This is a genomic window from Microterricola viridarii, from assembly GCF_001542775.1.
Classification (GTDB): domain Bacteria; phylum Actinomycetota; class Actinomycetes; order Actinomycetales; family Microbacteriaceae; genus Microterricola; species Microterricola viridarii_A.
In genome coordinates this window covers 1,365,886-1,387,381 of record NZ_CP014145.1, presented here as the reverse complement: position 1 = coordinate 1,387,381, position 21,496 = coordinate 1,365,886, and the positions used below count along the sequence as shown (strand labels likewise).

At 66.4% G+C, this 21,496-nt stretch carries 19 protein-coding genes; 10 read left to right on the top strand and 9 right to left on the bottom strand.

The genetic code is table 11. From position 1 onward, the window contains the following. Positions 1–110: 110 nt before the first annotated feature. The gene (locus tag AWU67_RS06395) at positions 111–2,591 is read right to left on the bottom strand and encodes a DNA gyrase/topoisomerase IV subunit A (protein ID WP_067227238.1); all 2,481 of its coding nucleotides are present in this window, start codon (positions 2,589–2,591) and stop codon (positions 111–113) included. 169 nt (positions 2,592–2,760) lie between these two features. On the opposite strand from AWU67_RS06395, the gene AWU67_RS06390 reads away from it, so the two are divergent. Beyond that, positions 2,761–3,843 carry an alkaline phosphatase family protein gene (locus AWU67_RS06390; protein ID WP_234407377.1) on the top strand — a complete coding sequence of 361 codons (1,083 nt, stop codon included), beginning with the start codon at positions 2,761–2,763 and terminating at the stop codon, positions 3,841–3,843. A gap of 56 nt (positions 3,844–3,899) precedes the next feature. On the opposite strand, the gene AWU67_RS06385 is transcribed toward AWU67_RS06390, so the two are convergent. After that, the gene (locus tag AWU67_RS06385) at positions 3,900–4,487 is read right to left on the bottom strand and encodes a DUF3043 domain-containing protein (protein ID WP_067227237.1); all 588 of its coding nucleotides are present in this window, start codon (positions 4,485–4,487) and stop codon (positions 3,900–3,902) included. A 38-nt stretch (positions 4,488–4,525) separates the two neighbouring features. On the opposite strand from AWU67_RS06385, the gene AWU67_RS06380 reads away from it, so the two are divergent. The 5 genes from AWU67_RS06380 to AWU67_RS06360 all read left to right on the top strand — a co-directional run bounded on the left by AWU67_RS06380 (position 4,526) and on the right by AWU67_RS06360 (position 9,692). Continuing rightward, the gene (locus AWU67_RS06380) at positions 4,526–5,965 is read left to right on the top strand and encodes a dipeptidase (RefSeq protein ID WP_067227236.1); all 1,440 of its coding nucleotides are present in this window, start codon (positions 4,526–4,528) and stop codon (positions 5,963–5,965) included. 111 nt (positions 5,966–6,076) lie between these two features. Beyond that, the gene (gene erpA, locus AWU67_RS06375) at positions 6,077–6,430 is read left to right on the top strand and encodes an iron-sulfur cluster insertion protein ErpA (RefSeq protein ID WP_067227235.1); all 354 of its coding nucleotides are present in this window, start codon (positions 6,077–6,079) and stop codon (positions 6,428–6,430) included. Positions 6,431–6,657: 227 nt separating this feature from the next. After that, complete coding sequence (gene coxB / locus AWU67_RS06370) at positions 6,658–7,545, top strand: cytochrome c oxidase subunit II (protein WP_067227234.1); 888 nt, start codon at positions 6,658–6,660, stop codon at positions 7,543–7,545. Between the two features lie 3 nt (positions 7,546–7,548). Next, positions 7,549–9,276 carry a cytochrome c oxidase subunit I gene (ctaD, locus tag AWU67_RS06365; protein ID WP_067227233.1) on the top strand — a complete coding sequence of 576 codons (1,728 nt, stop codon included), beginning with the start codon at positions 7,549–7,551 and terminating at the stop codon, positions 9,274–9,276. Beyond that, positions 9,276–9,692: a cytochrome c oxidase subunit 4 gene (locus AWU67_RS06360; RefSeq protein WP_067227232.1), complete on the top strand. Its 417-nt coding sequence runs from the start codon at positions 9,276–9,278 to the stop codon at positions 9,690–9,692. Before ctaD ends, AWU67_RS06360 begins: the two co-directional genes overlap by 1 nt. Positions 9,693–10,114: 422 nt before the next feature. On the opposite strand, the gene AWU67_RS06350 is transcribed toward AWU67_RS06360, so the two are convergent. The 5 genes from AWU67_RS06350 to AWU67_RS06330 form a co-directional block, all read right to left on the bottom strand. Further along, entirely contained in the window at positions 10,115–10,927 is an 813-nt protein-coding gene (locus AWU67_RS06350; RefSeq protein ID WP_234407376.1) for a methyltransferase domain-containing protein, read from the bottom strand. Between the two features lie 136 nt (positions 10,928–11,063). Then, positions 11,064–12,695: a cytochrome b gene (locus AWU67_RS06345; RefSeq protein WP_067227229.1), complete on the bottom strand. Its 1,632-nt coding sequence runs from the start codon at positions 12,693–12,695 to the stop codon at positions 11,064–11,066. Continuing rightward, complete coding sequence (locus AWU67_RS06340; RefSeq protein ID WP_067227228.1) at positions 12,692–13,771, bottom strand: ubiquinol-cytochrome c reductase iron-sulfur subunit; 1,080 nt, start codon at positions 13,769–13,771, stop codon at positions 12,692–12,694. Before AWU67_RS06340 ends, AWU67_RS06345 begins: the two co-directional genes overlap by 4 nt. Before the next feature lie 38 nt (positions 13,772–13,809). After that, positions 13,810–14,622 carry a cytochrome c gene (locus tag AWU67_RS06335; protein ID WP_067227227.1) on the bottom strand — a complete coding sequence of 271 codons (813 nt, stop codon included), beginning with the start codon at positions 14,620–14,622 and terminating at the stop codon, positions 13,810–13,812. Positions 14,623–14,646: 24 nt separating this feature from the next. Further along, positions 14,647–15,321, bottom strand: coding sequence for a cytochrome c oxidase subunit 3 (locus AWU67_RS06330; RefSeq protein ID WP_082716813.1), 675 nt, complete (start codon positions 15,319–15,321; stop codon positions 14,647–14,649). Positions 15,322–15,441: 120 nt separating this feature from the next. Here AWU67_RS06330 and trpD point away from each other — a divergent pair, with 120 nt between their 5' ends. After that, positions 15,442–16,494, top strand: coding sequence for an anthranilate phosphoribosyltransferase (gene trpD / locus AWU67_RS06325; RefSeq protein ID WP_067227226.1), 1,053 nt, complete (start codon positions 15,442–15,444; stop codon positions 16,492–16,494). 21 nt (positions 16,495–16,515) lie between these two features. Here trpD and glpK read toward each other — a convergent pair whose 3' ends face one another. Continuing rightward, complete coding sequence (gene glpK, locus AWU67_RS06320) at positions 16,516–18,030, bottom strand: glycerol kinase GlpK (protein WP_067227225.1); 1,515 nt, start codon at positions 18,028–18,030, stop codon at positions 16,516–16,518. An 86-nt stretch (positions 18,031–18,116) separates the two neighbouring features. Then, a complete protein-coding gene (locus AWU67_RS06315) occupies positions 18,117–18,845 on the bottom strand; it encodes an MIP/aquaporin family protein (RefSeq protein ID WP_067232240.1) in 729 nt (242 codons plus the stop codon). A 266-nt stretch (positions 18,846–19,111) separates the two neighbouring features. Here AWU67_RS06315 and dhaK point away from each other — a divergent pair, with 266 nt between their 5' ends. From dhaK to dhaM, 3 genes are read left to right on the top strand one after another with little or no spacing between them, the layout of a single operon-like run. Next, positions 19,112–20,113, top strand: a complete 1,002-nt coding sequence (gene dhaK, locus AWU67_RS06310; RefSeq protein ID WP_067227224.1) for a dihydroxyacetone kinase subunit DhaK — start codon at positions 19,112–19,114, stop codon at positions 20,111–20,113. Beyond that, positions 20,113–20,760 (top strand): dihydroxyacetone kinase subunit DhaL, encoded by a 648-nt coding sequence (gene dhaL, locus AWU67_RS06305; protein ID WP_067227223.1) that lies wholly within the window; start codon positions 20,113–20,115, stop codon positions 20,758–20,760. The genes dhaK and dhaL overlap by 1 nt, the downstream gene beginning before the upstream one ends. Further along, positions 20,757–21,476, top strand: coding sequence for a dihydroxyacetone kinase phosphoryl donor subunit DhaM (gene dhaM, locus AWU67_RS06300; RefSeq protein ID WP_234407375.1), 720 nt, complete (start codon positions 20,757–20,759; stop codon positions 21,474–21,476). Before dhaL ends, dhaM begins: the two co-directional genes overlap by 4 nt. The last annotated feature ends 20 nt before the right edge of the window (positions 21,477–21,496 follow it).

Genomic DNA, 21,496 nt, shown 5'->3' with positions numbered 1-21,496 from the left:
GGTTCCCGTTGCGCCACTTCGCGGCTCTCTGCGCCAGCTGAGGTGGCGCAGAGAGCCACGAAGTGGCGCTTGGCGGCGACGTCGCGGCCGCGCTGGGCGCCGCGAAGGAGCTAGCGGATCTGGTGGCCGATCGAGCCGATCACGGAGTCCAGGGGCGCGCCGGAGGCGTCCCGTTTGGCGCCGCCGTCCGGCAGCGGGCGGGTCGCCCCGTCGGGGCCGACGGCCAGCGCGGGCGGGGCGCCGACCCAGCCGACGGTGAGCTGGTCCTCGCCCTTCAGGAAGCGCTGCGCACGCACGCCGCCGGTCGCCCGACCCTTGGCAGGGAACTCGCCGAAGTCGCTGACCTTCGCGCTGCCCGGGTCGATGCCGAGCAGCGTCTCGCTGCCGGCGGCGACGGTGACGACGATGGCTTCCTCGACGTCATCCGCGGGGATGCTGGCGAAGGCGATGACGTGGGCGCCAGCCCCCAGGTTGATGCCGGCCATGCCGCCGGCCGGGCATCCCTGCGGGCGCACGGATGCCGCGGCGAAGCGCAGCAGCTGGGCGTCGGACGTGATGAAGACGAGCTCGTCCTCCTCGCCGCCCTGCACAGCGCCGACGACCTCGTCCTTGGGCTTCAGCCCGATGACCTCGAAGTCGGGCTTGTTCGGGTAGGCGCCGACCGCCACGCGCTTGACGACGCCCTGCTTGGTGCCGAGCACGATGGAGCGGTCGGAGTCCAGCGAGACCAGCGCGAGCACCTTTTCTGCCTTGTTGGGCAGCGTGAGGTAGTCGGCCACCTTCACGCCGGCCGCCAGTTGCACAGAGGTGGGCGGCAGCATCGGCAGGTCGACCGGGGTGAACCGGATCAGTCGGCCGAGGCTCGTTACGGCACCAATCTCTGAACGACTCGTTGTGTCGATTGTGCTGCGGATGGCGTCGTGCTTGCTGCGCCGGGCCGGGGGAGTGATGCTGGCCTGGCCCTCCTCGCCGACGGGCAGGTCGACGCGGGCGATGCGCCCGGTGGTGCTGAGGAAGACGCGGCAGGGCACGTCGGCGACCTCGAGGATGGCGGCGGCGCGCTTGGCGGCTGCGCCGGCGATGCTCGGCCGGGCATCCGTAAGCAGGGTGCGCCGTGGGGTGCCGAACCGGTCGGCGACCTCGGCCAGCTCGTGCGAGACGAGGGCCTTGATGGCGGCCTTGCTGCCAAGCAGCTTCACGAGCTCCTCGATCTCGGCGCGCAGCTCGTCGGCCTCGGCCTCGAGCTCGATGCGGGAGAAGCGGGTGAGTCGGCGCAGCTGCAGTTCCAGGATGTAGTCGGTCTGGATGAGGCTGAGCTCGAACACCTCCATCAGGCGGGTGCGGGCCTGCGCGGTGTCGTCGCTGCCGCGGATCACCTGGATGACCTCGTCGATGTCGAGGATCGCGACGAGTAGGCCCTCGACGAGGTGGAGCCGCTCGCGGCGGCGGGCGAGGCGATACTCCGAGCGGCGCGTGACGACCTTGATGCGGTGGTCGACGTAGACGAGCAGGAGCTCGCGCAGCCCGAGCGTCTGTGGGCCGCCATCGACCAGAGCGACGGCGTTGATGTTGAAGGAGTCCTCGAGAGGCGTCAGACGGTAGAGCTGCTCCAAAACGGCATCCGGACTGAAGCCCGTCTTGATGCCGATGACGAGCCGCAAGCCGTTGGTGCGGTCGGTGAGGTCGGTGACATCCGAGATGCCGTTGATCTTCTTGGAGTTGACGCCGTCCTTGATCTTCTCGATGACCTTCTCAGGCCCGACGAGGTAGGGCAGCTCGGTGACCACGAGACCGGTCTTGCGGGCCGTGATCGCCTCGACGCTTACCCGGGCGCGCGTCTTGAAGCTGCCTCGGCCGGTCGTGTAAGCGTCCTTGATGCCGGAGAGGCCGACGATGGTGCCGCCGGTGGGCAGGTCGGGGCCCGGCACGAACTCCATGAGCTCGTCGAGGGTCGCGTTCGGGTGGGCGAGCAGGTGCCGGGCGGCGCCGATGACCTCGATCAGGTTGTGCGGGGCCATGTTCGTGGCCATGCCGACGGCGATGCCGCTGGCACCGTTCACGAGCAGGTTCGGGTAGGCGGCCGGTAGCACGTCCGGCTGCATGAACTGGTTGTCGTAGTTGGGAACGAAGTCGACGACGTCCTCGTCGAGGCCCTCGGTCATGGCCAGGGCGGGGGCGGCAAGGCGAGCCTCGGTGTAGCGCGGCGCGGCGGGGCCGTCATCCAGCGAGCCGAAGTTGCCGTGCCCGTCCACCAGCGGCACGCGCAGGGTGAACGACTGCGCCATGCGCACCAGGGCGTCGTAGATGGCGGTGTCGCCGTGCGGGTGCAGCTTTCCCATCACCTCGCCGACGACGCGGGCCGACTTGACGTGGCCCTTGTCGGGGCGCAGGCCCATCTCAGCCATCTGGTACAGGATGCGGCGCTGCACCGGCTTCAGTCCGTCGCGCGCGTCGGGCAAGGCGCGCGAGTAGATCACCGAGTAGGCGTACTCGAGGAACGAGCCCTGCATCTCGGTGGCGACGTCGACCTCTTCGATGCGCTCGGTGAAGTCGGAACCAGAGGCTGTGGTGTTCGAACTGTTGCGGGTCATCCGTGGTTTCTCGTGTGCCGGGCGGCGTGCCGCACCTGAATTCGGGGCTGTGCGCCGCCTGAGCGTGTCGGGTGTGCATATGCCAGACTTGGGCGCGATGCCCATGCTACCTGCCCGCATTTCGCGCGGCCCCCGCCTTGCCGATGTTCTCCAAAGTTGCCTGCAGAGCGTGCTCGCCGAGCCGAACGCGCTGAGCCTGCCACAGAGCTCCCACGCGGTTGTGCTGCTCGTCGACGGCCTCGGCGCCGCGGCTCTGCGCAGCCGTTCCGGGCACGCCCGGTTCCTTGCCTCCCGCCTGGCCAAGAGCGACGTCATCGAGGGCGTCTTCCCGGCCACCACGGCGGCCGCGATCGCCACGCTCACCACCGGCAGCGCCCCCGGCGAGCACGGCCTGGTCGGCTACAGCGTTCTGGACGCCGACAACGACCGCCTGGTCAACCAGCTGAAGGGCTGGGACGCCCAGATGCGGCCGGAAAGCTGGCAGCTGCGGCGCACCGTGTTCGAGCAGGCACAGGATGCCGCGGTGCCCGCCTTCGCGATCGGCACCGCGCGCTACGCAGACTCCGGGCTCACCCACGCTGTGCTGCGCGGCGCGCAGTACGTCAGCGCCGACACGCTCGAGGAGCGCTTCGCCGCCGCCCAGCGCGTGATCGACAGCACGGAACGGGCGATCATCTACCTCTACGTCGCCGAGCTGGACATGGCCGCCCACGCCAGGGGCTGGGAATCAGACAAGTGGTTGGGCGAGCTGGAGAAGCTGGACGCCGCGGTCGCCGCATTCGCCGGCGGACTCCGCAAGGGCGTCGGTGTGCTGCTGACGGCCGACCACGGCATCGTTGACGTGCCCGTTGAGAAGCACGTGCTCTACGACACCGTGCCAGAGCTCATCGCCGGGGTGCGCCACGTCGGCGGCGAGCCGCGCTGCCTGCAGCTGTACCTGGACCCCGAGCTGGAACCGGCCGTGCGGGCATCCGCGGCCGACGAGCTCGCCGAGAGCTGGCGCAGCGTCGAGGGGGACAGGGTGTGGGTGTCGACGCGGGCAGAGGTGATCGCCGACGGGCTGTTCGGCGATGTCGACCCGCGTGCAGAGTCGCGCATCGGCGACGTGATCGTGGCCGCCCGCAAACTGGTGGCGTACTACGACTCCCGTGACATCACCCGCTCCGGCCGCACCATGATCGGCCAGCACGGCTCGCTCAGCGACGAGGAGATGCGCATCCCGCTGGTGCGCCTCGGGGCCTTCGCCCGCTAGGAACAGAAAAAGAGGCGGTCGCTGTGAGCGACCGCCTCTTTTCGTGTGTCCGAACCCTACTCGGGGAACTGGAAGCGCTTGACCTGGGCCTTCGGCAGGCGCATGGCGCGCAGCTGCAGCGCGCGCATGGCGGCGTACCAGCGCACCTTCTCGACCTTGTCCTTGCCGAACTTGGCCGCGAGCTTGCGGGTGATTGTGAAGCCCAGGATGACGCTGTCGACGACGGCGACGAGGAAGAACGCCCAGAGCGCGAGGATGCCGTAGGTCTGCACCGTGGGGCTCGGGATGAAGGTGAGGATGATCACGAGGAACATGACAGGGATCATGAACTCACCGATGCTGAAGCGGGCGTCGACGTAGTCGCGCACGTAACGCTTCTGCGCGCCACGGTCGCGGGCCGGCAGGTACTTTTCCTCGCCGTTGGCCATGCCGATGCGGGCACGCTCACGTGCCTCGGCCTGCTTGGCGCGCGCCGACTTGGCGGCCTCCTTGCGGTCGCCGGCAACGAGCGGGCGCTGGTTTGCCGCCTCCTGCTGCTTGCGGGTGGGGGTTGGCGCGCCCTTGCCAACGAGTGGAGCGGCTTCCTCGGTGGGTACGTCGCTCATTACAGGGTCGCTGCCGTTGCCGGCCTGGTTCTTTGCCACATCAAGTCCTTGAAGTCAGTTGCCTTAAGATTAGCCGCATGAGCGACAGTACGCAGACGCACCCCAACACTCACAGCCAAGCCCAGATTGAGGAGGCGGTGCGGGAAGCCGTCGAACTCGACCTTCCCCGCACCATCGCCGAGCTCTCCAGCCTCGTACGCATCCCCTCGGTGGCTTGGTCGGCCTTCGACCCCGCCCACGTCGCTGCCAGCGCGGACGCCGTCGCCGATCTGGTGCGCGGGCTCGGCGTGTTCGAGACCGTCGAGATCAAGCGCTCCGCGATCGCGGGGGAGCCGGGCGATTCGGATGCCGGCGAACTCGGCCAGCCGGCTGTGCTCGCCACCCGGGCGGCCCGCAACGGCCGGCCCACCGTGCTGCTGTACGCCCACCACGACGTCCAGCCCCCCGGCAACGACGCCGACTGGGACTCCGAGCCGTACCAGCCCGTTGTCCGCGGGGACCGGCTGTACGGCCGCGGCGCCGCCGACGACAAGGCCGGTGTGATGGCGCACGTGGCCTCCGTCCGGGCCCTGATCGAGGCCGTCGGCGAGGACTTCGACCTCGGCATCGCGCTGTTCATCGAGGGGGAGGAGGAGTTCGGCTCCCGCTCCTTCGCGAACTTCCTCGTCGACAACCGTGAGGCGTTGAAGGCAGACGCCATCGTCGTCGCCGACTCGAGCAACTGGGACATCGACACCCCGGCGCTCACCGTCGCCCTCCGCGGCAACGTCACGTTCAAGCTGACCGTGCGCACCCTCGAGCACGCCTCCCACTCCGGCATGTTCGGCGGCGCCGTTCCAGATGCCATGCTCGCCACGATCCGCCTGCTGGCCAGCATGCACGATGCGGACGGTGCCGTCGCAGTCGCCGGCCTGACGAGCCACGAGACCGTCACCCCCGCCTACTCCGAGGAGCAGCTGCGCGCCGAGACCGGCCTGCTGCCCGGCGTCTCGCCGATCGGCCGGGGCAGCATCCTCAGCCGCATCTGGGCTCAGCCGACCGTCACCGTCACCGGCATCGACGCCCCGAGCGTCGCCAACGCCTCCAACACGCTCGCCCCGGTGATCAGCGTGCGGATCAGCTCCCGCGTGGCTCCCGGCCAGCCGGCTGCCGAGGCCTTCGCCGCCCTCGAGGCGCACCTGCTGGCTAACGCCCCGTGGGGTGCAGAGCTCACGATCACCGAGGTGGACATGGGGGAGGCCTTCCTGGTCGACACCAGCGGCTGGGCCGTCCGTGAGGCCAAGCAGGCAATGGCCGATGCCTGGGGTGTCGAGCCCGTCGACACGGGCATTGGTGGCTCCATCCCGTTCATCTCTGACCTCGTCCGCGAGTTCCCACAGGCCGAGATCCTGGTCACCGGCGTCGAAGACCCGGACTCCCGCGCGCACAGCCCGAACGAGTCGCTGCACCTCGGCGTCTTCAAGCGGGCCGTGCTCAGCGAGGCCCTGCTGCTGGCCCGTCTGAACGCCCGGGAATGAGCACAGGCCCTTCGGGGTTGACGCAGGTAGAATCTCAGTAGATTTCAAGACCACCAGGTCCCCGACGCCCATTGGGCCTCAGAAACTTGGGCCTCAGAAACAGGGAGCAGCATGACCGAGACAAGCACACCGACGATCGAGCACAAGGTCGGTCTCTCAGAGGCGGCCGCCGCCAAGGTGAAGAGCCTGCTCACGCAGGAAGGGCGCGACGACCTGCGCCTGCGCGTTGCCGTGCAGCCCGGTGGCTGTTCCGGCCTGATCTACCAGCTCTACTTCGACGAGCGCATGCTCGACGGTGACGCGGTCGTCGACTACGACGGCGTCGAGGTCATCGTCGACAAGATGAGCGTGCCCTACCTGGACGGCGCCTCGATCGACTTCGAGGACACCATCCAGAAGCAGGGTTTCACCATCGACAACCCCAACGCCGGCGACAGCTGCGCCTGCGGCGACTCGTTCCACTAAGCGTCTCCAGCGCCACAGTCGGCGCGAGTTATAACGCATCTTCCTCGGGAGGGCATCCAAGCGGATGTCCTCCCAAGGTGTTTTAAGCGACTTCTACCCGGGTTTCTTGGGAATTGGCCGGGGTAAGGCAGTGTAAATGCACAATGTGCGGGCCAGAGCGGAGTAGGGTAGAAACGGTCAATGGCACTTCCCTGTGAAGCGTCTTCGAGTCTCCCGAAAGGTCACCGGTGCGCAACAATCGCCGACTCCGATGGGCTGCAATTCCAATCGCAGCGACGTTAGCCGTAGTTCTTGCCGGGTGTACCCAGGCACAGCTCAACGGTTTTCTCCCCGGATTCGTGGAGGGTGAAAACCCTGTCACGTCGAACACCTCAATGGTGTCTGGTCTGTGGACCACATCCTGGATCGTCCTGCTCATTGTGGGCCTCATCACATGGGGGCTCATCATCTGGGCCGTCATCGTTTACCGCCGTCGCAAGGGTCAGACGGGTCTCCCCGTCCAGCTGCGCTACAACATGCCGATCGAGATCTTCTACACGATCGTGCCCCTGATCCTCGTGCTGGGCTTCTTCGCCTTCACCGCGCGTGACCAGGCGGCAATCGAGGCACCGTACGCCGAGCCCGATGTCAAGGTGCAGGTCATGGCCAAGCAGTGGGCATGGGACTTCAACTACACGGATGAGGACGTCTACTCTCCCGGCATCCAGGCCCAGCCTGCAGATGGCGGAGAGCCCGGCGCGATCGACGAGGCGGCTCTGCCGACCCTCGTGCTCCCGGTGGACAAGAAGATCGAGATCCGTCTCGACAGCCGCGACGTCATCCACTCTTTCTGGGTCATCGACTTCTTGTACAAGAAGGACATGTTCCCCGGCAAGTCCAACTACATGTACGTGACCCCCACCAAGGAGGGCACCTACAAGGGCAAGTGTGCCGAGCTGTGTGGCGAGTACCACTCGCTCATGCTCTTCAACGTCGAGGTCGTTTCTCAGGCCAAGTACGACGACTACATCCAGTCCCTGCGCGACGCCGGTCAGGAAGGCCAGCTCGGCTTCGAATTCGACCGCAACCAGAACCTGCCGGGTACCGGGGCGCCCGAGCTCAAGGAGGAACACTAGGCCATGAGCACCACCACAGCACCCGCACCGACCTCGGCGCCATTCGGCGCACCGAAGGTCGAGCGCAAGGGCAACATCTTGGTCAAGTGGATCACCTCCACCGACCACAAGGTCATCGGGTACCTGTACCTGATCACCTCGTTCATCTACTTCTGCATCGGCGGCGTGATGGCCCTCATCATCCGCGCGCAGCTGTTCGCTCCGGGCCTCGAGATCGTGGCCACCAAGGAGCAGTACAACCAGCTCTTCACCATGCACGGCACGATCATGCTGCTCATGTTCGCGACGCCCCTGTTCGCCGGTTTCGCCAATGTGCTCATGCCGTTGCAGATCGGTGCGCCGGATGTCGCGTTCCCGCGTCTGAACGCGTTCGCCTACTGGCTGTTCAGCTTCGGTAGCCTCATGGCGGTCGCCGGATTCCTCACCCCGCAGGGTGCGGCATCCTTCGGATGGTTCGCCTACCAGCCCCTGGCGTCGACGACGTTCTCGCCGGGTCTTGGCGGCAACCTCTGGATGCTCGGCCTCGGCTTGAGCGGTTTCGGAACGATCCTCGGTGCGGTGAACTTCATCACCACCATCATCACGATGCGCGCCCCGGGCATGACGATGTTCCGTATGCCGATCTTCACCTGGAACACGCTGGTCACCTCGATCCTCGTCCTGATGGCCTTCCCGGTTCTCGCCGCAGCCATGCTGGCAGCCGCTGGTGACCGCGTCTTCGGCATGCATATCTATGACCCGGCCAATGGTGGCGTCATCCTGTGGCAGCACCTGTTCTGGTTCTTCGGTCACCCCGAGGTGTACATCATCGCGCTGCCGTTCTTCGGCATTGTCTCCGAGGTCTTCCCGGTGTTCAGCCGCAAGCCGATCTTCGGATACAAGACCCTGGTCTACGCGACGATCGCGATCGCCGCACTGTCCGTGACCGTGTGGGCTCACCACATGTACGTCACCGGCTCCGTGCTGCTGCCGTTCTTCTCGCTGATGACAATGCTCATCGCGGTTCCGACGGGTGTGAAGATCTTCAACTGGATCGGAACCATGTGGCGAGGGTCGCTGACCTTCGAGACGCCCATGCTCTGGGCCATCGGCTTCCTCGTGACCTTCACCTTCGGTGGCCTCACCGGTGTCATCCTGGCTTCGCCGCCGCTGGACTTCCACGTCTCTGACACCTACTTCGTCGTCGCCCACTTCCACTACGTCGTCTTCGGCACCGTCGTGTTCGCCATGTTCAGTGGCTTCTACTTCTGGTGGCCCAAGTGGACCGGAAAGATGCTCAACGAGCGTCTGGGCAAGTGGCACTTCTGGCTGCTGTTCCTCGGCTTCCACACGACCTTCCTCGTGCAGCACTGGCTCGGCGTTGTGGGCATGCCCCGCCGCTACGCCAGCTACCTGCCGAGCGATGGCTTCACCTGGATGAACGAGCTCTCCACCATCGGCTCTATGGTGCTTGCCGCCTCGATGATCCCGTTCTTCCTGAACGTGTACATCACCGCGCGTAACGCTCCGAAGGTCACCGTCAACGACCCCTGGGGTTACGGCGGATCGCTGGAGTGGGCCACCTCGTGCCCGCCGCCGCGTCACAACTTCACGTCGATCCCGCGGATCCGCTCTGAGCGCCCCGCCTTCGACCTGAACCACCCCGAGGCAGCCCTGCCGATTGGTATCGGTCCGGCTAAGGACGCACCCGATGCGCCCACCTTCGACGCCGGCACGGAGAGGATCAAGTAATGCGCGTCAATTCCGTTCTTCTCTGGATCCTGACGGTCTTCTTCGTCGTCGTCGCTGCGATCTACGGCGTCTGGTCTGTCATCGACTTCGGTCACCTCGAGTGGGTGGGCACCATCGCGATCGCCCTCTGTGGTGTTCTCACCGGCTTCATCGCCTTCTACCTGGACCGCGTCTACGCGGCCCAGGGCGGTGAACTGCCCGAGGACCGTCTCGACTCGAACATCGATGATGGCGACGCCGAGCTCGGCTTCTTCAGCCCGTGGAGCTGGTGGCCGGTCATGGTCGCCGCCTCTCTGACGCTGTTCATGCTCGGTCTGGCCGCTGGCTTCTGGATCTGCTTCATCGGCGTCGGTATCTTGGCCGTCAGCATTGTTGGCTGGGTCTACGAGTACTACCGCGGACTCTTCGCCCGCTAAGCAACACGCAACACAGGCAGGCCCCATCTTGGATCGTCAGGATGGGGCCTTTTCTGTGCCTTCAGTGCCAGGGGATTTCTGTGCCAGCGGATCTCGTCCCGCGGCTACCCAGTGACGACGACCAAACCGGGCGATCGCCTGTGCCGAGCGGGTGCCGGAGCGGCAGTAGACGAGGTGCTCGGCGCCTGGGTCGAGTGCGGCCAGCTGCTGGTCGAGGTCGGCCGACTGCACCTCAATGTTGATCGCGCCAGCAGGAGCACGACAGCGATGAGGGGCCAGCGACTAGGGGCCAGCGCAGGTCACAGAACGCGGCCTCAGCACCGCGGGGAGCCCCGACTGTCGCTGGCGATCAGCGAGCCGAGCGTGCGCGAGCCGGCCAGCAGCAGCGTCGCTGCCGAGACGACCGTGAGGGTCGCGGCTGTCTAGCGTGCCGTGAAGGTGAGAACGTCGACGCTCACGGTGACGGCAATGTCTACCGGCTCTGCGTCGCCGGCGGACTGGCCGGCGTGGTGGGAGGACGGCCCCATGCCCACGAGCTTGGCTGCGTCGGTGGGGGAGAGCACGATGTCATACTCGACTCCTGCGCGGGAGGTCTGGTCAAACAAGGGGGCGGCCTCGGCCGTGAGTCGCTCGGCCTTCTCTGCAGGAATGTCGAGGGCCTGGCCGGATTCCCGGAGCTGCCAGATGTGCCGCACGCTCGGCACGACGACGATCAACCGGCCCTGCGCTGTGAGGGCCCGGTGGAACTCGGGAAGATTGCGCGGGGCGAAGACGGTGAACAGCAGCTCCGCGCTGGCGTCGCGCAGCGGCAGGGGGCGCCAGATGTCGGCGACAAGGCCGTCGACGGTACCGCCTGGCCCGTTGGGGAGCGCCCGGGCACCTCGCACGGCACGCGCCACCGCGTGCGGTGAGATGTCCATTGCGAGGGCGGCAGAGCCTGCTGCCGGTCCGGCGAGGACGCCCTCGAGGTAGTAGCCGGTGCCACACCCCGCCTCGACGACGCGGCGCGGGGTGTCCCCACTGGCGACGACTGCGGCCACGAGGGCGTCGCGCACGGGCGCGTAGTGCCCGGCGCCGAGGAACTCGGAGCGGGCGTCGAGCATGGCGGGGGAGTCGCCGATCATCTTGCTGCCGGCCGACACCAGGTTCACGAATCCGCGCTTGTTTACGTCGAAGCTGTGGCCGGATGCACAGGCCAGGGCGAGCGGCTCCCGGGGGTGAGCGGCTCCGCGCACTGTGGGCAGCGCAGCCAGGCAGCGAGACTGGGCAGGGTCATGACGGGTCCTCCGGAAAGCCGATTCGTGAGAGGGGAAAGCAAGAGGGGCGTTGGCGACGTTTTCACGTCTCCAACGCCCCTCTCAGGGTGACACCTTAGTGGTGGTCTCCGTGCGACTGCTCGATCTCCGTCTTGGTGACGGGGGAGATGCGGTCTTCGAAGAACCAGCGCGAAAGGCCGGCCCGCAGGCGCTGCCCTGCGGTGATCTTGCCCTTGGCGTTCGGACGGATCATCAGCGGCTTGTAGTCGGTGTAGTCGACCAGGCGCCAGCGCTCGTACTCGTCGAGGGGTTCGTGCACCTCGATGAACTCGCCGCCGGGCAGCTTGACGATGCGGCCGGACTCGAAGCCGTGCAGAACGATCTCGCGATCCTTCTTCTGCAGCGCGATGCAGATGCGCTTCGTGATGAAGTACGCCACGAACGGGCCAAGGATCAGCATCGCCTGGAGGCTGTGGATGACGCCCTCCATCGTGAGCTTGAAGTGCGTCGCGATGAGGTCGGAGCTGGCCGCTGCCCACATGGCCGCGTAGAACGTGACACCGGCTGCACCGATGGCGGTGCGGGTCGGGGCGTTGCGCGGGCGGTCAAGCACGTGGTGCTCGCGCTTGTCTCCGGTGATCCAGGCCTCGATGAACGGGTAGATCAGAACCAGCACGATGAAGATACCGATGACGATCAGCGGGGCGAGGATGTTGAACGACCAGGTGCGGTCGAACAGCACAAACTCCCAGCCCGGCGGAACCAGACGCAGCGCACCATCGGCAAAACCGATGTACCAGTCAGGCTGGGTACCGGCCGACACCGGTGACGGGTCGTACGGGCCGTAGTTCCAGACCGGGTTGATCGTGAACAGCGAGGCGATCAGCGCGATGATGCCGAAGACGATGAAGAAGAACCCACCGGCCTTGGCCGTGTACACGGGGAGGATCGGGTAGCCGACGACCGTGCGCTCATCCTTGCCGGCACCGGGGTACTGCGTGTGCTTGTGCACGACGACGAACACGAGGTGCAGCGCGATGAACAACACGACAATCGCGGGCAGCAACAGGATGTGCAGGGTGTAGAGGCGCCCGACGATCTGGTCTCCGGGGAACTCGCCACCGAACAGCAGGAACGAGATCCAGGTTCCGACAACCGGGATGCCCTTGATGATTCCGTCAATGATCCGGAGGCCGTTGCCCGAGAGCAGGTCATCCGGGAGCGAGTAGCCGGTGAAGCCCTCGGCCATGGCCAGGATGAACAGCACGAAGCCGATGACCCAGTTGAGCTCACGCGGCTTGCGGAACGCACCGGTGAAGAAGATGCGCAGCATGTGCAGGCCGATGGAGGCGACGAACAGCAGCGCAGCCCAGTGGTGGATCTGACGCATCAGGAGACCACCGCGGATGTCGAACGAGATGTCCAACGTCGAGGACATCGCCACGGACATCGGCACACCCTTGAGCGGCACGTAGGAGCCGTCGTAGTGCACCTCAACCATGGAGGCCTGGAAGAAGAACGTCAGGAACGAACCGGAGAGCAGGATGACGACGAACGCGAAGAGCGCGACCTCACCAAGCAGGAACGACCAGTGGTCGGGGAAGATCTTGCGACCGAACTCCTTGACGGCACCGGAAACGCTGGTGCGCTCGTCAATGTAGTTGGCTGCGGCGGCCGTGAAACCACCGGGCTTCTTCGCCGCCGACTCCGTGGAGTTCGGGGCGCTCGTGGTAGTTGCGGTGCTCAATGACGCTCCCAGAAGCTCGGGCCGACGGGTTCAGTGAAGTCGCTCTGCGCGATGAGGTAACCCTCGGCGTCCACAGCAATCGGCAGCTGTGGCAGCGCGCGTGCGGCCGGTCCGAAGATGACCTCACAGTGGTTGGAGACGTCGAACTGCGACTGGTGGCAGGGGCAGAGCAGGTGGTGCGTCTGCTGCTCGTACAGCGCGACGGGGCATCCGACGTGGGTGCAGATCTTGGAGTACGCGACGATGCCGTCGTACGACCAGTCCTTGCGCTCCGGCAGCTCGTGCAGGTCTTCCGGCTTGAGGCGCATGAGCAGAACAACTGCCTTGGCCTTCTCCTCGAGGTAGCCCTCGCCGTGGCTGAGGTCCGTGAGGCCCTCGGGGATCACGTGGAAGGAGCTGCCGAGGGTGACGTCGGAGGCCTTGATCGGTGCGCCGCTGGGGTCCAGCGCCAGGCGAGTGCCCTTGGCCCACAAGGTGTGGGAGAGCAGCTCTACGGGGTTCTGGTCCTGCGGTGCGAGACCACGGAACAGCACGACGGCCGGCAGCGGGAAAGCGACAAGTGCACCGATCAACGTGTTGCGGATCAGGGTGCGACGGCCGAAGCCGGATTCCTCGTTGGCCTCCTGGAAGATCTCCACGGCGCGAGCCCTGGTCTCCTCCGTACCCCGGGTGGGGTGGCGGACGTCGATGCCTTCCTTGGCGTACATGAGCGCCTTGGCCCAGTGCACGGCACCGATGCCGAGCGCCAGAAGCCCGAGTGTGATGCCGAGTCCGATGAACAAGTTGTTCAGTCGCACGTCTCCGACGTTGTTCGACTCCATCGGGAACAGCATGTAGGCGGCGACCGCCCAGACGCTGCCGACGATCGACAGGTAGAAGAGTGTGTAGACGGTGCGCTCTGCGCGCTTCTCAGCCTTCGGATCGATGTCCGTGATGCGCTCGTGGTGCGGCGGCAGTCCCGGGTCGGTCAAGGCGTCGCGCGCGATGACGGCGAGGCCTGCGGATTCCTCCGCGTGGGCGAGGCCCGACGAATCGGCAGCGGTCAAGTCCTTACCGCCGTTATCGTCCTGTGCCATGGTTCTCCTTTTCACGCTGTTTCATTGCTGTGCGTAGATCAGTTGGACTTTGCCGTGATCCACACGGTCAGGGCGACAATCGTGCCGAGACCAAAGATCCAGATAAACAAACCCTCTGCGACGGGGCCGAGCGAACCGAGCTCGAAACCGCCGGGGGACCGGTTGTCCTGCATGTACTTGATGTAGGTGATGATGTCGCGCTTGTCTTCAGGGCTGACGTTCAAGTCGCTGATGACGGGCATGTTCTGCGGGCCGGTAACCATGGCCTCGTAGATGTGCGTTCCGGTGACTTCCGAGAGGTTCGGGGCGTACTTGCCCTCGGTGAGTGCTCCACCGGCTCCGGCCACGTTGTGGCACATGGCGCAGTTGATGCGGAACAGCTCGGCGCCGTTGGCCGCGTTGCCGCCGCCGTCGACGAGCTCGGGAGCGGGGATCGCGGGGCCGGGAGCCAGCGAGGCGACGTAGCCGGCGAGGGCCTTGATCTGCTCATCGGTGAACTGAACCGGCTTGACCTCGGCCTGCGGGCCGTGCATCTGCATCGGCATGCGGCCGGTACCGACCTGGAAGTCGACGGCGGCAGCGCCGACGCCGATCAGGCTGGGACCGTCGCCGGTGCCCTGGGCCTCGAGGCCGTGGCAAGTGGCGCAGTTCGCCTGGAACAGCTTCTTGCCCTCGTCGATGGTCTGCTGCGAGGTGATGTCGGTTTCAGCCGACGCGGTGCTCGCGCTGAAGGCGGTGTAGGCGCCGCCTGTGAATACCAAGCCGATCGCCAGCAGTGCGACGGTGGCCAGCGGGTGCCGGCGCCCAGTCTTGCGCGCTGCGCGAACCTTGGGCTTTGTGCTCTCGGTCATGAGAAGTAATCCGCTCCTGTATTCCTATTTGAGAACGTAGATGACCAGGAAGAGCCCGATCCAGACAACGTCAACGAAGTGCCAGTAGTAAGAGACCACGATGGCGCTGGTGGCCTCGCGGTGGCCGAAGTTGCGGTTCTGCACCGCGAAGAATCGACCGATGACCAGCAAGAAGGCGAAGAGTCCAGCCGTCACGTGGATGCCGTGGAAGCCGGTCGTGAGGTAGAACGCCGAGCCGTAGGCGTTGGAGGAGAGCGAGATGCCCTCAGACACCAACGTGGCGTACTCGAAGATCTGGCCGGACACGAAGATGGCGCCCAGAGCGAAGGTGAGGAAGAACCACTCGACGGTGCCCCACTGCGTGGGCTTCCATCCTGTGGACCTCGCCTGCATCCGCTCGGCTGCGAACACACCGAACTGGCACGTGAACGAAGACGCGACCAGGATCAGCGTGTTCACGAGCGCGAATGGGAAGTTGTGACGCGCGGTCTCGAACTCCCACAGCTCGGGGCTCGTAGAGCGCAAAGTGAAGTAGATGGCGAAGAGGCCGGCGAAGAACATGACTTCGCTGCCGAGCCACACGATGGTACCCACCGCTACGGTATTGGGCCGGTTAATGGCAGGGGCGCTGGCCGGCTGCGTAATTGAAGTGCTCGTCACTCCTCCATTATGGCCGAAATACTCGCAGGGTTTTCCCATTCAGAGCGGTCTGTCGCCTATTTTTTGGTTAGGCGAGCCTTAGTTTCAACCCCAGAACGCTGAGAATACGTGGTGAGTAGCCGTGTATTCGCAGTGAATCATTCCTTCTAGGATTGGCACATGCTTGAGATTCAGACGTGGCCATCCGTTCTCACCTCCCTGCTGAACGGCGAAGACCTGAGTATTGCCGACGCAGCATGGTGCATGGACCAGGTCATGATGGGGGAGGCCAGCCAGGCCCAGATCGCCGCATTCCTCATCGCGCTCCGCGCCAAGGGCGAGACGGTGAACGAGATCGTGGGCTTCCGCGACGCGATCCTCGACCACGCTGTGCCCCTCGAGGTCGACTCCATGGCGCTAGACATCGTCGGCACCGGCGGTGACCGCTTCGGCACCGTGAACGTGTCGACGATGGCCGCCATTGTCTGTGCGGCCAGCGGGGTGCCCGTGATCAAGCACGGCAATCGTGCGGCAAGCTCGGCATCCGGTTCATCCGACGTGCTGGCGGCCCTCGGCATTGACCTCACCCTGTCAGCCGACCGCGTGGCGGAGATCCTGCTCGAGTCCGGCATCACCTTCGCATACGCGGCAGCCTTCCACCCGGGATTCCGGCACGCCGGCGCCGTGCGCAGCGAGTTGGGCATCCCGACGGTGTTCAACTACCTCGGCCCGCTCTGCAACCCGGCCAGGCCAGAGGCATCCGCCGTCGGCGTCGCCCAGCTCGACCGCGTTCCGTTGTTTGTCGGTGTCTTCCAGACCAGGGGAGCGACGGCGCTCGTCTTCCGCGGCGATGACGGGCTCGACGAACTCACGACCACCGGCCACAGCCACGTCTGGGAGGTCTCCCGGGGTCTGGTCACCGAGCACGACATCGACCCGCGTGACCTCGGCATCAAGAGGGCCAAGATGAGCGACTTGCTCGGCGGCGACGCCGAGCACAACGCCACCGTCGTGCACCGCGTGCTGCAGGGCGAGCAGGGGCCCGTGCGCGACATCGTTCTGTTGAACGCCGCGGCCGGCCTGGTCTCGTTCGAGCTCGCCAACGACCCGGCCCAGAGCCAGGTCAACATCTTGGAGCGCTTCAGCACGAAAATGGCCGTCGCGGCCGAAGTCATTGACTCCGGTGCCGCGGCGGCCAAACTCGCCCGGTGGGTCGAGGCGTCCAAGGGATAGACGCCCCGACCCGAACGCGCGCTACTTCACGTCGTCGTCGACCCAGTCGAGGGTCTTCGTGACGGCCTTCTTCCAGTTGCGCAGCAGACGGTCGGCCTCGGCCTTGTCCATCTGCGGGGTCCACCGGCTGTCCTCCTGCCAGTTGGCGCGCAGGTCGTCGAGCCCGCTCCAGAAGCCGACGGCCAGTCCGGCCGCGTAGGCGGCGCCGAGCGCCGTCGTCTCCGCCACGACGGGGCGCACCACCGGTACGCCCAGGATGTCGGCCTGGAACTGCATCAGCAGGTTGTTGGCGATCATGCCGCCGTCCACCTTCAGCTCCGTCAGGTCCACGCCTGAGTCTGCGTTGACCGCGTCCAGTACCTCGCGGGTCTGGAAGGCCGTGGCCTCCAGCGCGGCGCGGGCGATGTGGCCCTTGTTCACGTAGCGGGTGAGGCCGACCAGCGCACCGCGGGCATCCGCTCGCCAGTACGGGGCGAACAGGCCGGAGAACGCGGGCACGAAGTAGGCCCCGCCGTTGTCGTCGACCGTCTTCGCCAGCGCCTCGACCTCGGCCGCCGATGAGAACAGCCCGAGGTTGTCGCGCAGCCATTGGATCAGCGACCCGGTCACGGCGATGGAGCCCTCCAGTGCGTAGTGCGGCTTCGCGTCGCCCAGCTTGTAGCCGAGCGTGGTGAGCAGGCCGTTCTTGGAGTGAACGATCTCCTCACCCGTGTTGAAGATGAGGAAGTTACCGGTGCCGTAGGTGTTCTTGGACTCACCGGTGTCGAACGCGGCCTGGCCGAAGGTGGCGGCCTGCTGGTCGCCCAGGATGCCGGCGATCGGCGTCTCGCGCAGGAGCGAGTGCTCGTCGGCAACCCCGTACACCTCGGAGGAGGAGCGGATCTCCGGCAGCATCGAGCGCGGCACGTCGAAGGCTGCGAGGATCGCGTCATCCCACTGCAGGGTCTCCAAGTCCATGAACAGCGTGCGGCTGGCGTTGGTGACGTCGGTGGCGTGCACGCCGCCGTTGACGCCGCCGGTCAGGTTCCAGAGCACCCAGCTGTCGGTGGTGCCGAACATGAGCTCGCCGGCATCCGCCGCCTCGCGGGCGCCTGGCACATTCTCCAGGATCCAGACGATCTTGGTGCCGGAGAAATAGGTGGCCAGCGGCAGGCCGACTTGCTGCTTGAAGCGCTCGACGCCACCGTCGGCGGCGAGCCTGTCGACGATGGGCTGGGTGCGGGTGTCCTGCCAGACGATGGCGTTGTAGACCGGGCGGCCCGTGTTCCTGTTCCACACCACGGCAGTCTCGCGCTGGTTCGTGATGCCGATCGAGGCGATGTCGTGCCGGGTGAGGTTCGCCTTGGCAAGTGCCTGGCCGATCACCTCGCGCACGTTGTCCCAGATCTGGGTGGCATTGTGTTCGACCCAGCCGGCCTGCGGGAAGATCTGCTCGTGCTCGAGCTGGCCGGTCGAGACGATCGACCCGGCCTTGTTGAAGATGATGGCACGCGAGCTGGTGGTGCCCTGGTCAATGGCGAGAACGTAGTCGGCCATGGGGTTGCTCCTTCGGGAGGGTGTTGATGCGGATGACGGCAAAAGAAGAAGGGCCGACTCGGCGAGGCCGAGTCGGCCCTAGGGGCTTAGGTGAGGATTGGCAGGAGCACCAGGGCCGACCAGCCGGCGAGCATGCCGCCGATGATCGGGCCGACGATGGGCACCCAGGAGTAACTCCAGTCGGAGCTGCCCTTGCCCTTGATCGGCAGCAGGAAGTGCGCGATGCGCGGGCCGAGGTCACGGGCCGGGTTGATCGCGTATCCGGTCGGGCCACCGAGGGAGGCGCCGATTCCGATAACGAGGAGGGCAACGGGGAGGGCGCCGAGTGCGGCGAGGCCGCCGTCGCCTTGCCGGCCACCGCCGAACGCGATCACCACGAACACCAGCACGAACGTGCCGATGATCTCGGTGACGAGGTTCCAGCCGTAAGAGCGGATGGCAGGGCCGGTGGAGAAGACACCGAGCTTGTTGGCCGGCTCGGGCTCCTCGTCGAAGTGCTGCTTGTACGCCAGCCAGACGATGACGGCGCCGATAATGGCTCCGATCAGCTGGGCGGCAATGTAGGCCAGGACCGAGACCGCATTGACTGCGACCGTTGTGCCGAGCGCGGCGTTGCCGAACTCGGTGGCGCCGTTGGCGACGAGGCCGAGGGTGACGGCCGGGTTGATGTGCGCGCCGGATGCGTAGGCGACGATGACACCGGCGAAGACCGCGAGGCCCCAGCCGATGTTCACCATGAGGAAGCCGCCACCGAGACCCTTGTTCTTGGCGAGTGCGACGTTTGCGACGACGCCACAGCCGAGAAGCACGAGCATCGCTGTGCCGAGCAGCTCCGACAGGAAGAGAACTCCGAGATTGTCCACGTTGACCTTTCTTGTTCGTCGCTGCGCGGCCAAGTAAGGGCGTTGCAACGCTCCAATGCCTATCAACATAGCGGCGGGCGGCCCCGTTGGGAATGACCAGTCTGAAACGTTGCTTCGGGCTACCGCCCAGCGCGTTTAGGCCGTAGTTTGGGCTGAGTAGCCGAGTGATTCGTCTTCGCCGCCTCGACGCGCGGAGGCCTCCGACGGAAGGAAAGCTTGTGAAGAAGCTCATCAACGATCCGAAGAACGTCGTCGCCGAGGCGGTGAGTGGCTTCGCACAGGCGCACAGTGACATCGTGCGCGCCGAACTCGACCCCGTTTTCGTCGTTCGTGCGGATGCCCCGCGCTCCGGGAAAGTCGGAATCGTCAGCGGCGGCGGGAGCGGCCATGAGCCGTTGCACGCCGGCTTCGTCGGCTTCGGCATGCTCGATGCCGCCGTGCCCGGCCCGGTCTTCACCTCGCCGACCCCCGACCCGATTGTGGCCGCGACGAAGGCAGTCGACGGTGGCGCTGGCGTGCTGCACATCGTCAAGAACTACACCGGAGACGTGCTGAACTTCGAGACGGCCGCCGACCTCGCCGGTGCAGAGGGAATCGAGGTGGTCTCCGTCATCGTCGACGATGACGTCGCTGTCAAGGACTCGCTGTACACGGCCGGACGGCGCGGCGTCGCCGGCACCGTGTTGGTCGAGAAGATCGCCGGGGCAGCGGCCGAACGTGGCGACAACCTGGCCGCCGTCGCGGCCGTCGCGGCCACCGTGAACTCGCGGGTGCGCACCATGGGCGTTGCCCTGACGCCCTGCGTTGTGCCGCACGCCGGAGAGCCGAGTTTCACCCTCGCCGACGATGAGATCGAGATCGGCATCGGTATCCACGGCGAACCGGGCCGCGAGCGGATCAAGTTGGAGCCGGCCGACGCCATCGTCGACCGCCTGCTCGGAGCGATCCTGGAGGACATGCCGTTTGAGGCGGGCGAAGAGGCGCTACTGCTGGTCAACGGCATGGGCGGCACGCCCCAGGTCGAGCTCTACATCGTCTACCGCAGGGCGGCAGAGCTGCTCGCCGAGCGCGGCGTGAAGGTGACCCGATCGCTGGTCGGCAACTTCACTACCTCGCTGGAGATGCAGGGTGCGTCCATCTCGGTGCTGAAGCTCGACGCCGAGCTGACCGAGCTGTGGGATGCACCGGTGCAGACCGCTGCGCTGCGGTGGGGACGGTAATGGCCGACAGCGTCGACGCCGCATGGGCACGCGCCTGGATCGTCACGGCCGCCGAGGTGCTCGCCGAGAATCGTGTTGCACTGATCACGCTGGACAGGGAGATCGGCGACGGCGACCACGGCGAGAACATGGACAGGGGCTTCCAAGCCGTGTTGGAGCACCTCGACGGGCTGGCGGATGACGCCACGCCCGGCGACGTGCTGAAGGTGGTCGCGACGACCTTGATCTCCACTGTCGGTGGTGCAGCCGGCCCGCTGTATGGGACGGCCTTCCTCAAGGCCGCCCTCGCTGCTGGATCGGCGACCGAGTTGGACGGGCCGGCATTGGTGGCCGCGCTGACGGCCGCCCGAGACGGGATCGTGCTGCGAGGCAAGGCGGAGCCGGGCGACAAGACGATGATTGATGCGTGGACTCCCGCCGTCGACGCCGCTACCGCTGCGGTGGCCGCCGGCGCGGGTGTGCACGAGATTCTGCAGGCCGCTGCATCTGCGGCAGAGGCGGGCGCCGCCGCCACCGAGCCGCTGGTGGCCCGCAAGGGCCGCGCCAGCTACCTCGGTGACCGTGCCATCGGCCACCGCGACCCAGGGGCGCAGTCCAGCGCGCTGCTGCTGCGGGCGGCCGAGGCCGCGGCCGGAGCCCGGTCGTGACCGGGCAGGGAGCGGAATCCGTGGCCAGGGTCGGCGTCGTCTACGTCTCACACAGCGAGAAGATCACGGATGGACTGCTTGAGCTCGCCCGGCAGATGGCACAGAACGCGCCGCTGGCGGGGGCCGGCGGCACCGACGACGGCCGGATCGGGACAAGCTTCGACAAGGTCTCGGCCGGCATCGCCGCGGTGAACCAGGGCGTCGGCGTCGTCGTGCTCTGCGACCTCGGCTCGGCAATCCTCACCGCAGAGACCGCACTGGACTTCCTCGACGACTCCGTACGGGAGACCGTCCGCATCGTTGACGCGCCGCTTATTGAGGGCGGTGTTGCGGCGGCCGTGGCCAGCGAGGTGGGCGCTTCGCTGCTCTCCGTCGTCGAGGCGGCGGAGTCCGCGAGCAGCACCAGCCCGGTGGCCGTGGCCGCCGCAGCGGAGGAACCAGTGGCCGAACAGCCTGGCGGCGGGTACACCCGCACGGTGACGCTTGTGAACAAGGACGGGCTGCACGCCCGTCCGGCCGCGGACTTCGTCAAGCTCGCCAACACCTTCGGCACGAAGGTCACGGTGAATGGCACGGACGCACGCAGCCTGCTCGGCATCATGGCGATGGGCCTGGTCAAGGGAACGACCGTGGTGCTCTCCACCGAGGATCCGGCCGGCTCCGATGCGGTCGACGCCCTCGCGGCCCTGATCGAGTCTGGCTTCGGCGAGATCTAACGGGACTATTGCCAGGCGAG

What these genes read in the sequence shown, in the direction of transcription:
- AWU67_RS06395 (WP_067227238.1), bottom strand. Translation starts at nt 2,591, where the DNA reads ATGACCCGCAACAGTTCGAACACCACAGCCTCTGGTTCCGACTTCACC.
- AWU67_RS06380 (WP_067227236.1), top strand. Translation starts at nt 4,526, where the DNA reads ATGAGCGACAGTACGCAGACGCACCCCAACACTCACAGCCAAGCCCAG.
- erpA (WP_067227235.1), top strand. Translation starts at nt 6,077, where the DNA reads ATGACCGAGACAAGCACACCGACGATCGAGCACAAGGTCGGTCTCTCA.
- ctaD (WP_067227233.1), top strand. Translation starts at nt 7,549, where the DNA reads ATGAGCACCACCACAGCACCCGCACCGACCTCGGCGCCATTCGGCGCA.
- AWU67_RS06360 (WP_067227232.1), top strand. Translation starts at nt 9,276, where the DNA reads ATGCGCGTCAATTCCGTTCTTCTCTGGATCCTGACGGTCTTCTTCGTC.
- AWU67_RS06340 (WP_067227228.1), bottom strand. Translation starts at nt 13,771, where the DNA reads ATGGCACAGGACGATAACGGCGGTAAGGACTTGACCGCTGCCGATTCG.
- AWU67_RS06335 (WP_067227227.1), bottom strand. Translation starts at nt 14,622, where the DNA reads ATGACCGAGAGCACAAAGCCCAAGGTTCGCGCAGCGCGCAAGACTGGG.
- AWU67_RS06330 (WP_082716813.1), bottom strand. Translation starts at nt 15,321, where the DNA reads ATGGGAAAACCCTGCGAGTATTTCGGCCATAATGGAGGAGTGACGAGC.
- trpD (WP_067227226.1), top strand. Translation starts at nt 15,442, where the DNA reads ATGCTTGAGATTCAGACGTGGCCATCCGTTCTCACCTCCCTGCTGAAC.
- glpK (WP_067227225.1), bottom strand. Translation starts at nt 18,030, where the DNA reads ATGGCCGACTACGTTCTCGCCATTGACCAGGGCACCACCAGCTCGCGT.
- AWU67_RS06315 (WP_067232240.1), bottom strand. Translation starts at nt 18,845, where the DNA reads ATGCTCGTGCTTCTCGGCTGTGGCGTCGTCGCAAACGTCGCACTCGCC.
- dhaL (WP_067227223.1), top strand. Translation starts at nt 20,113, where the DNA reads ATGGCCGACAGCGTCGACGCCGCATGGGCACGCGCCTGGATCGTCACG.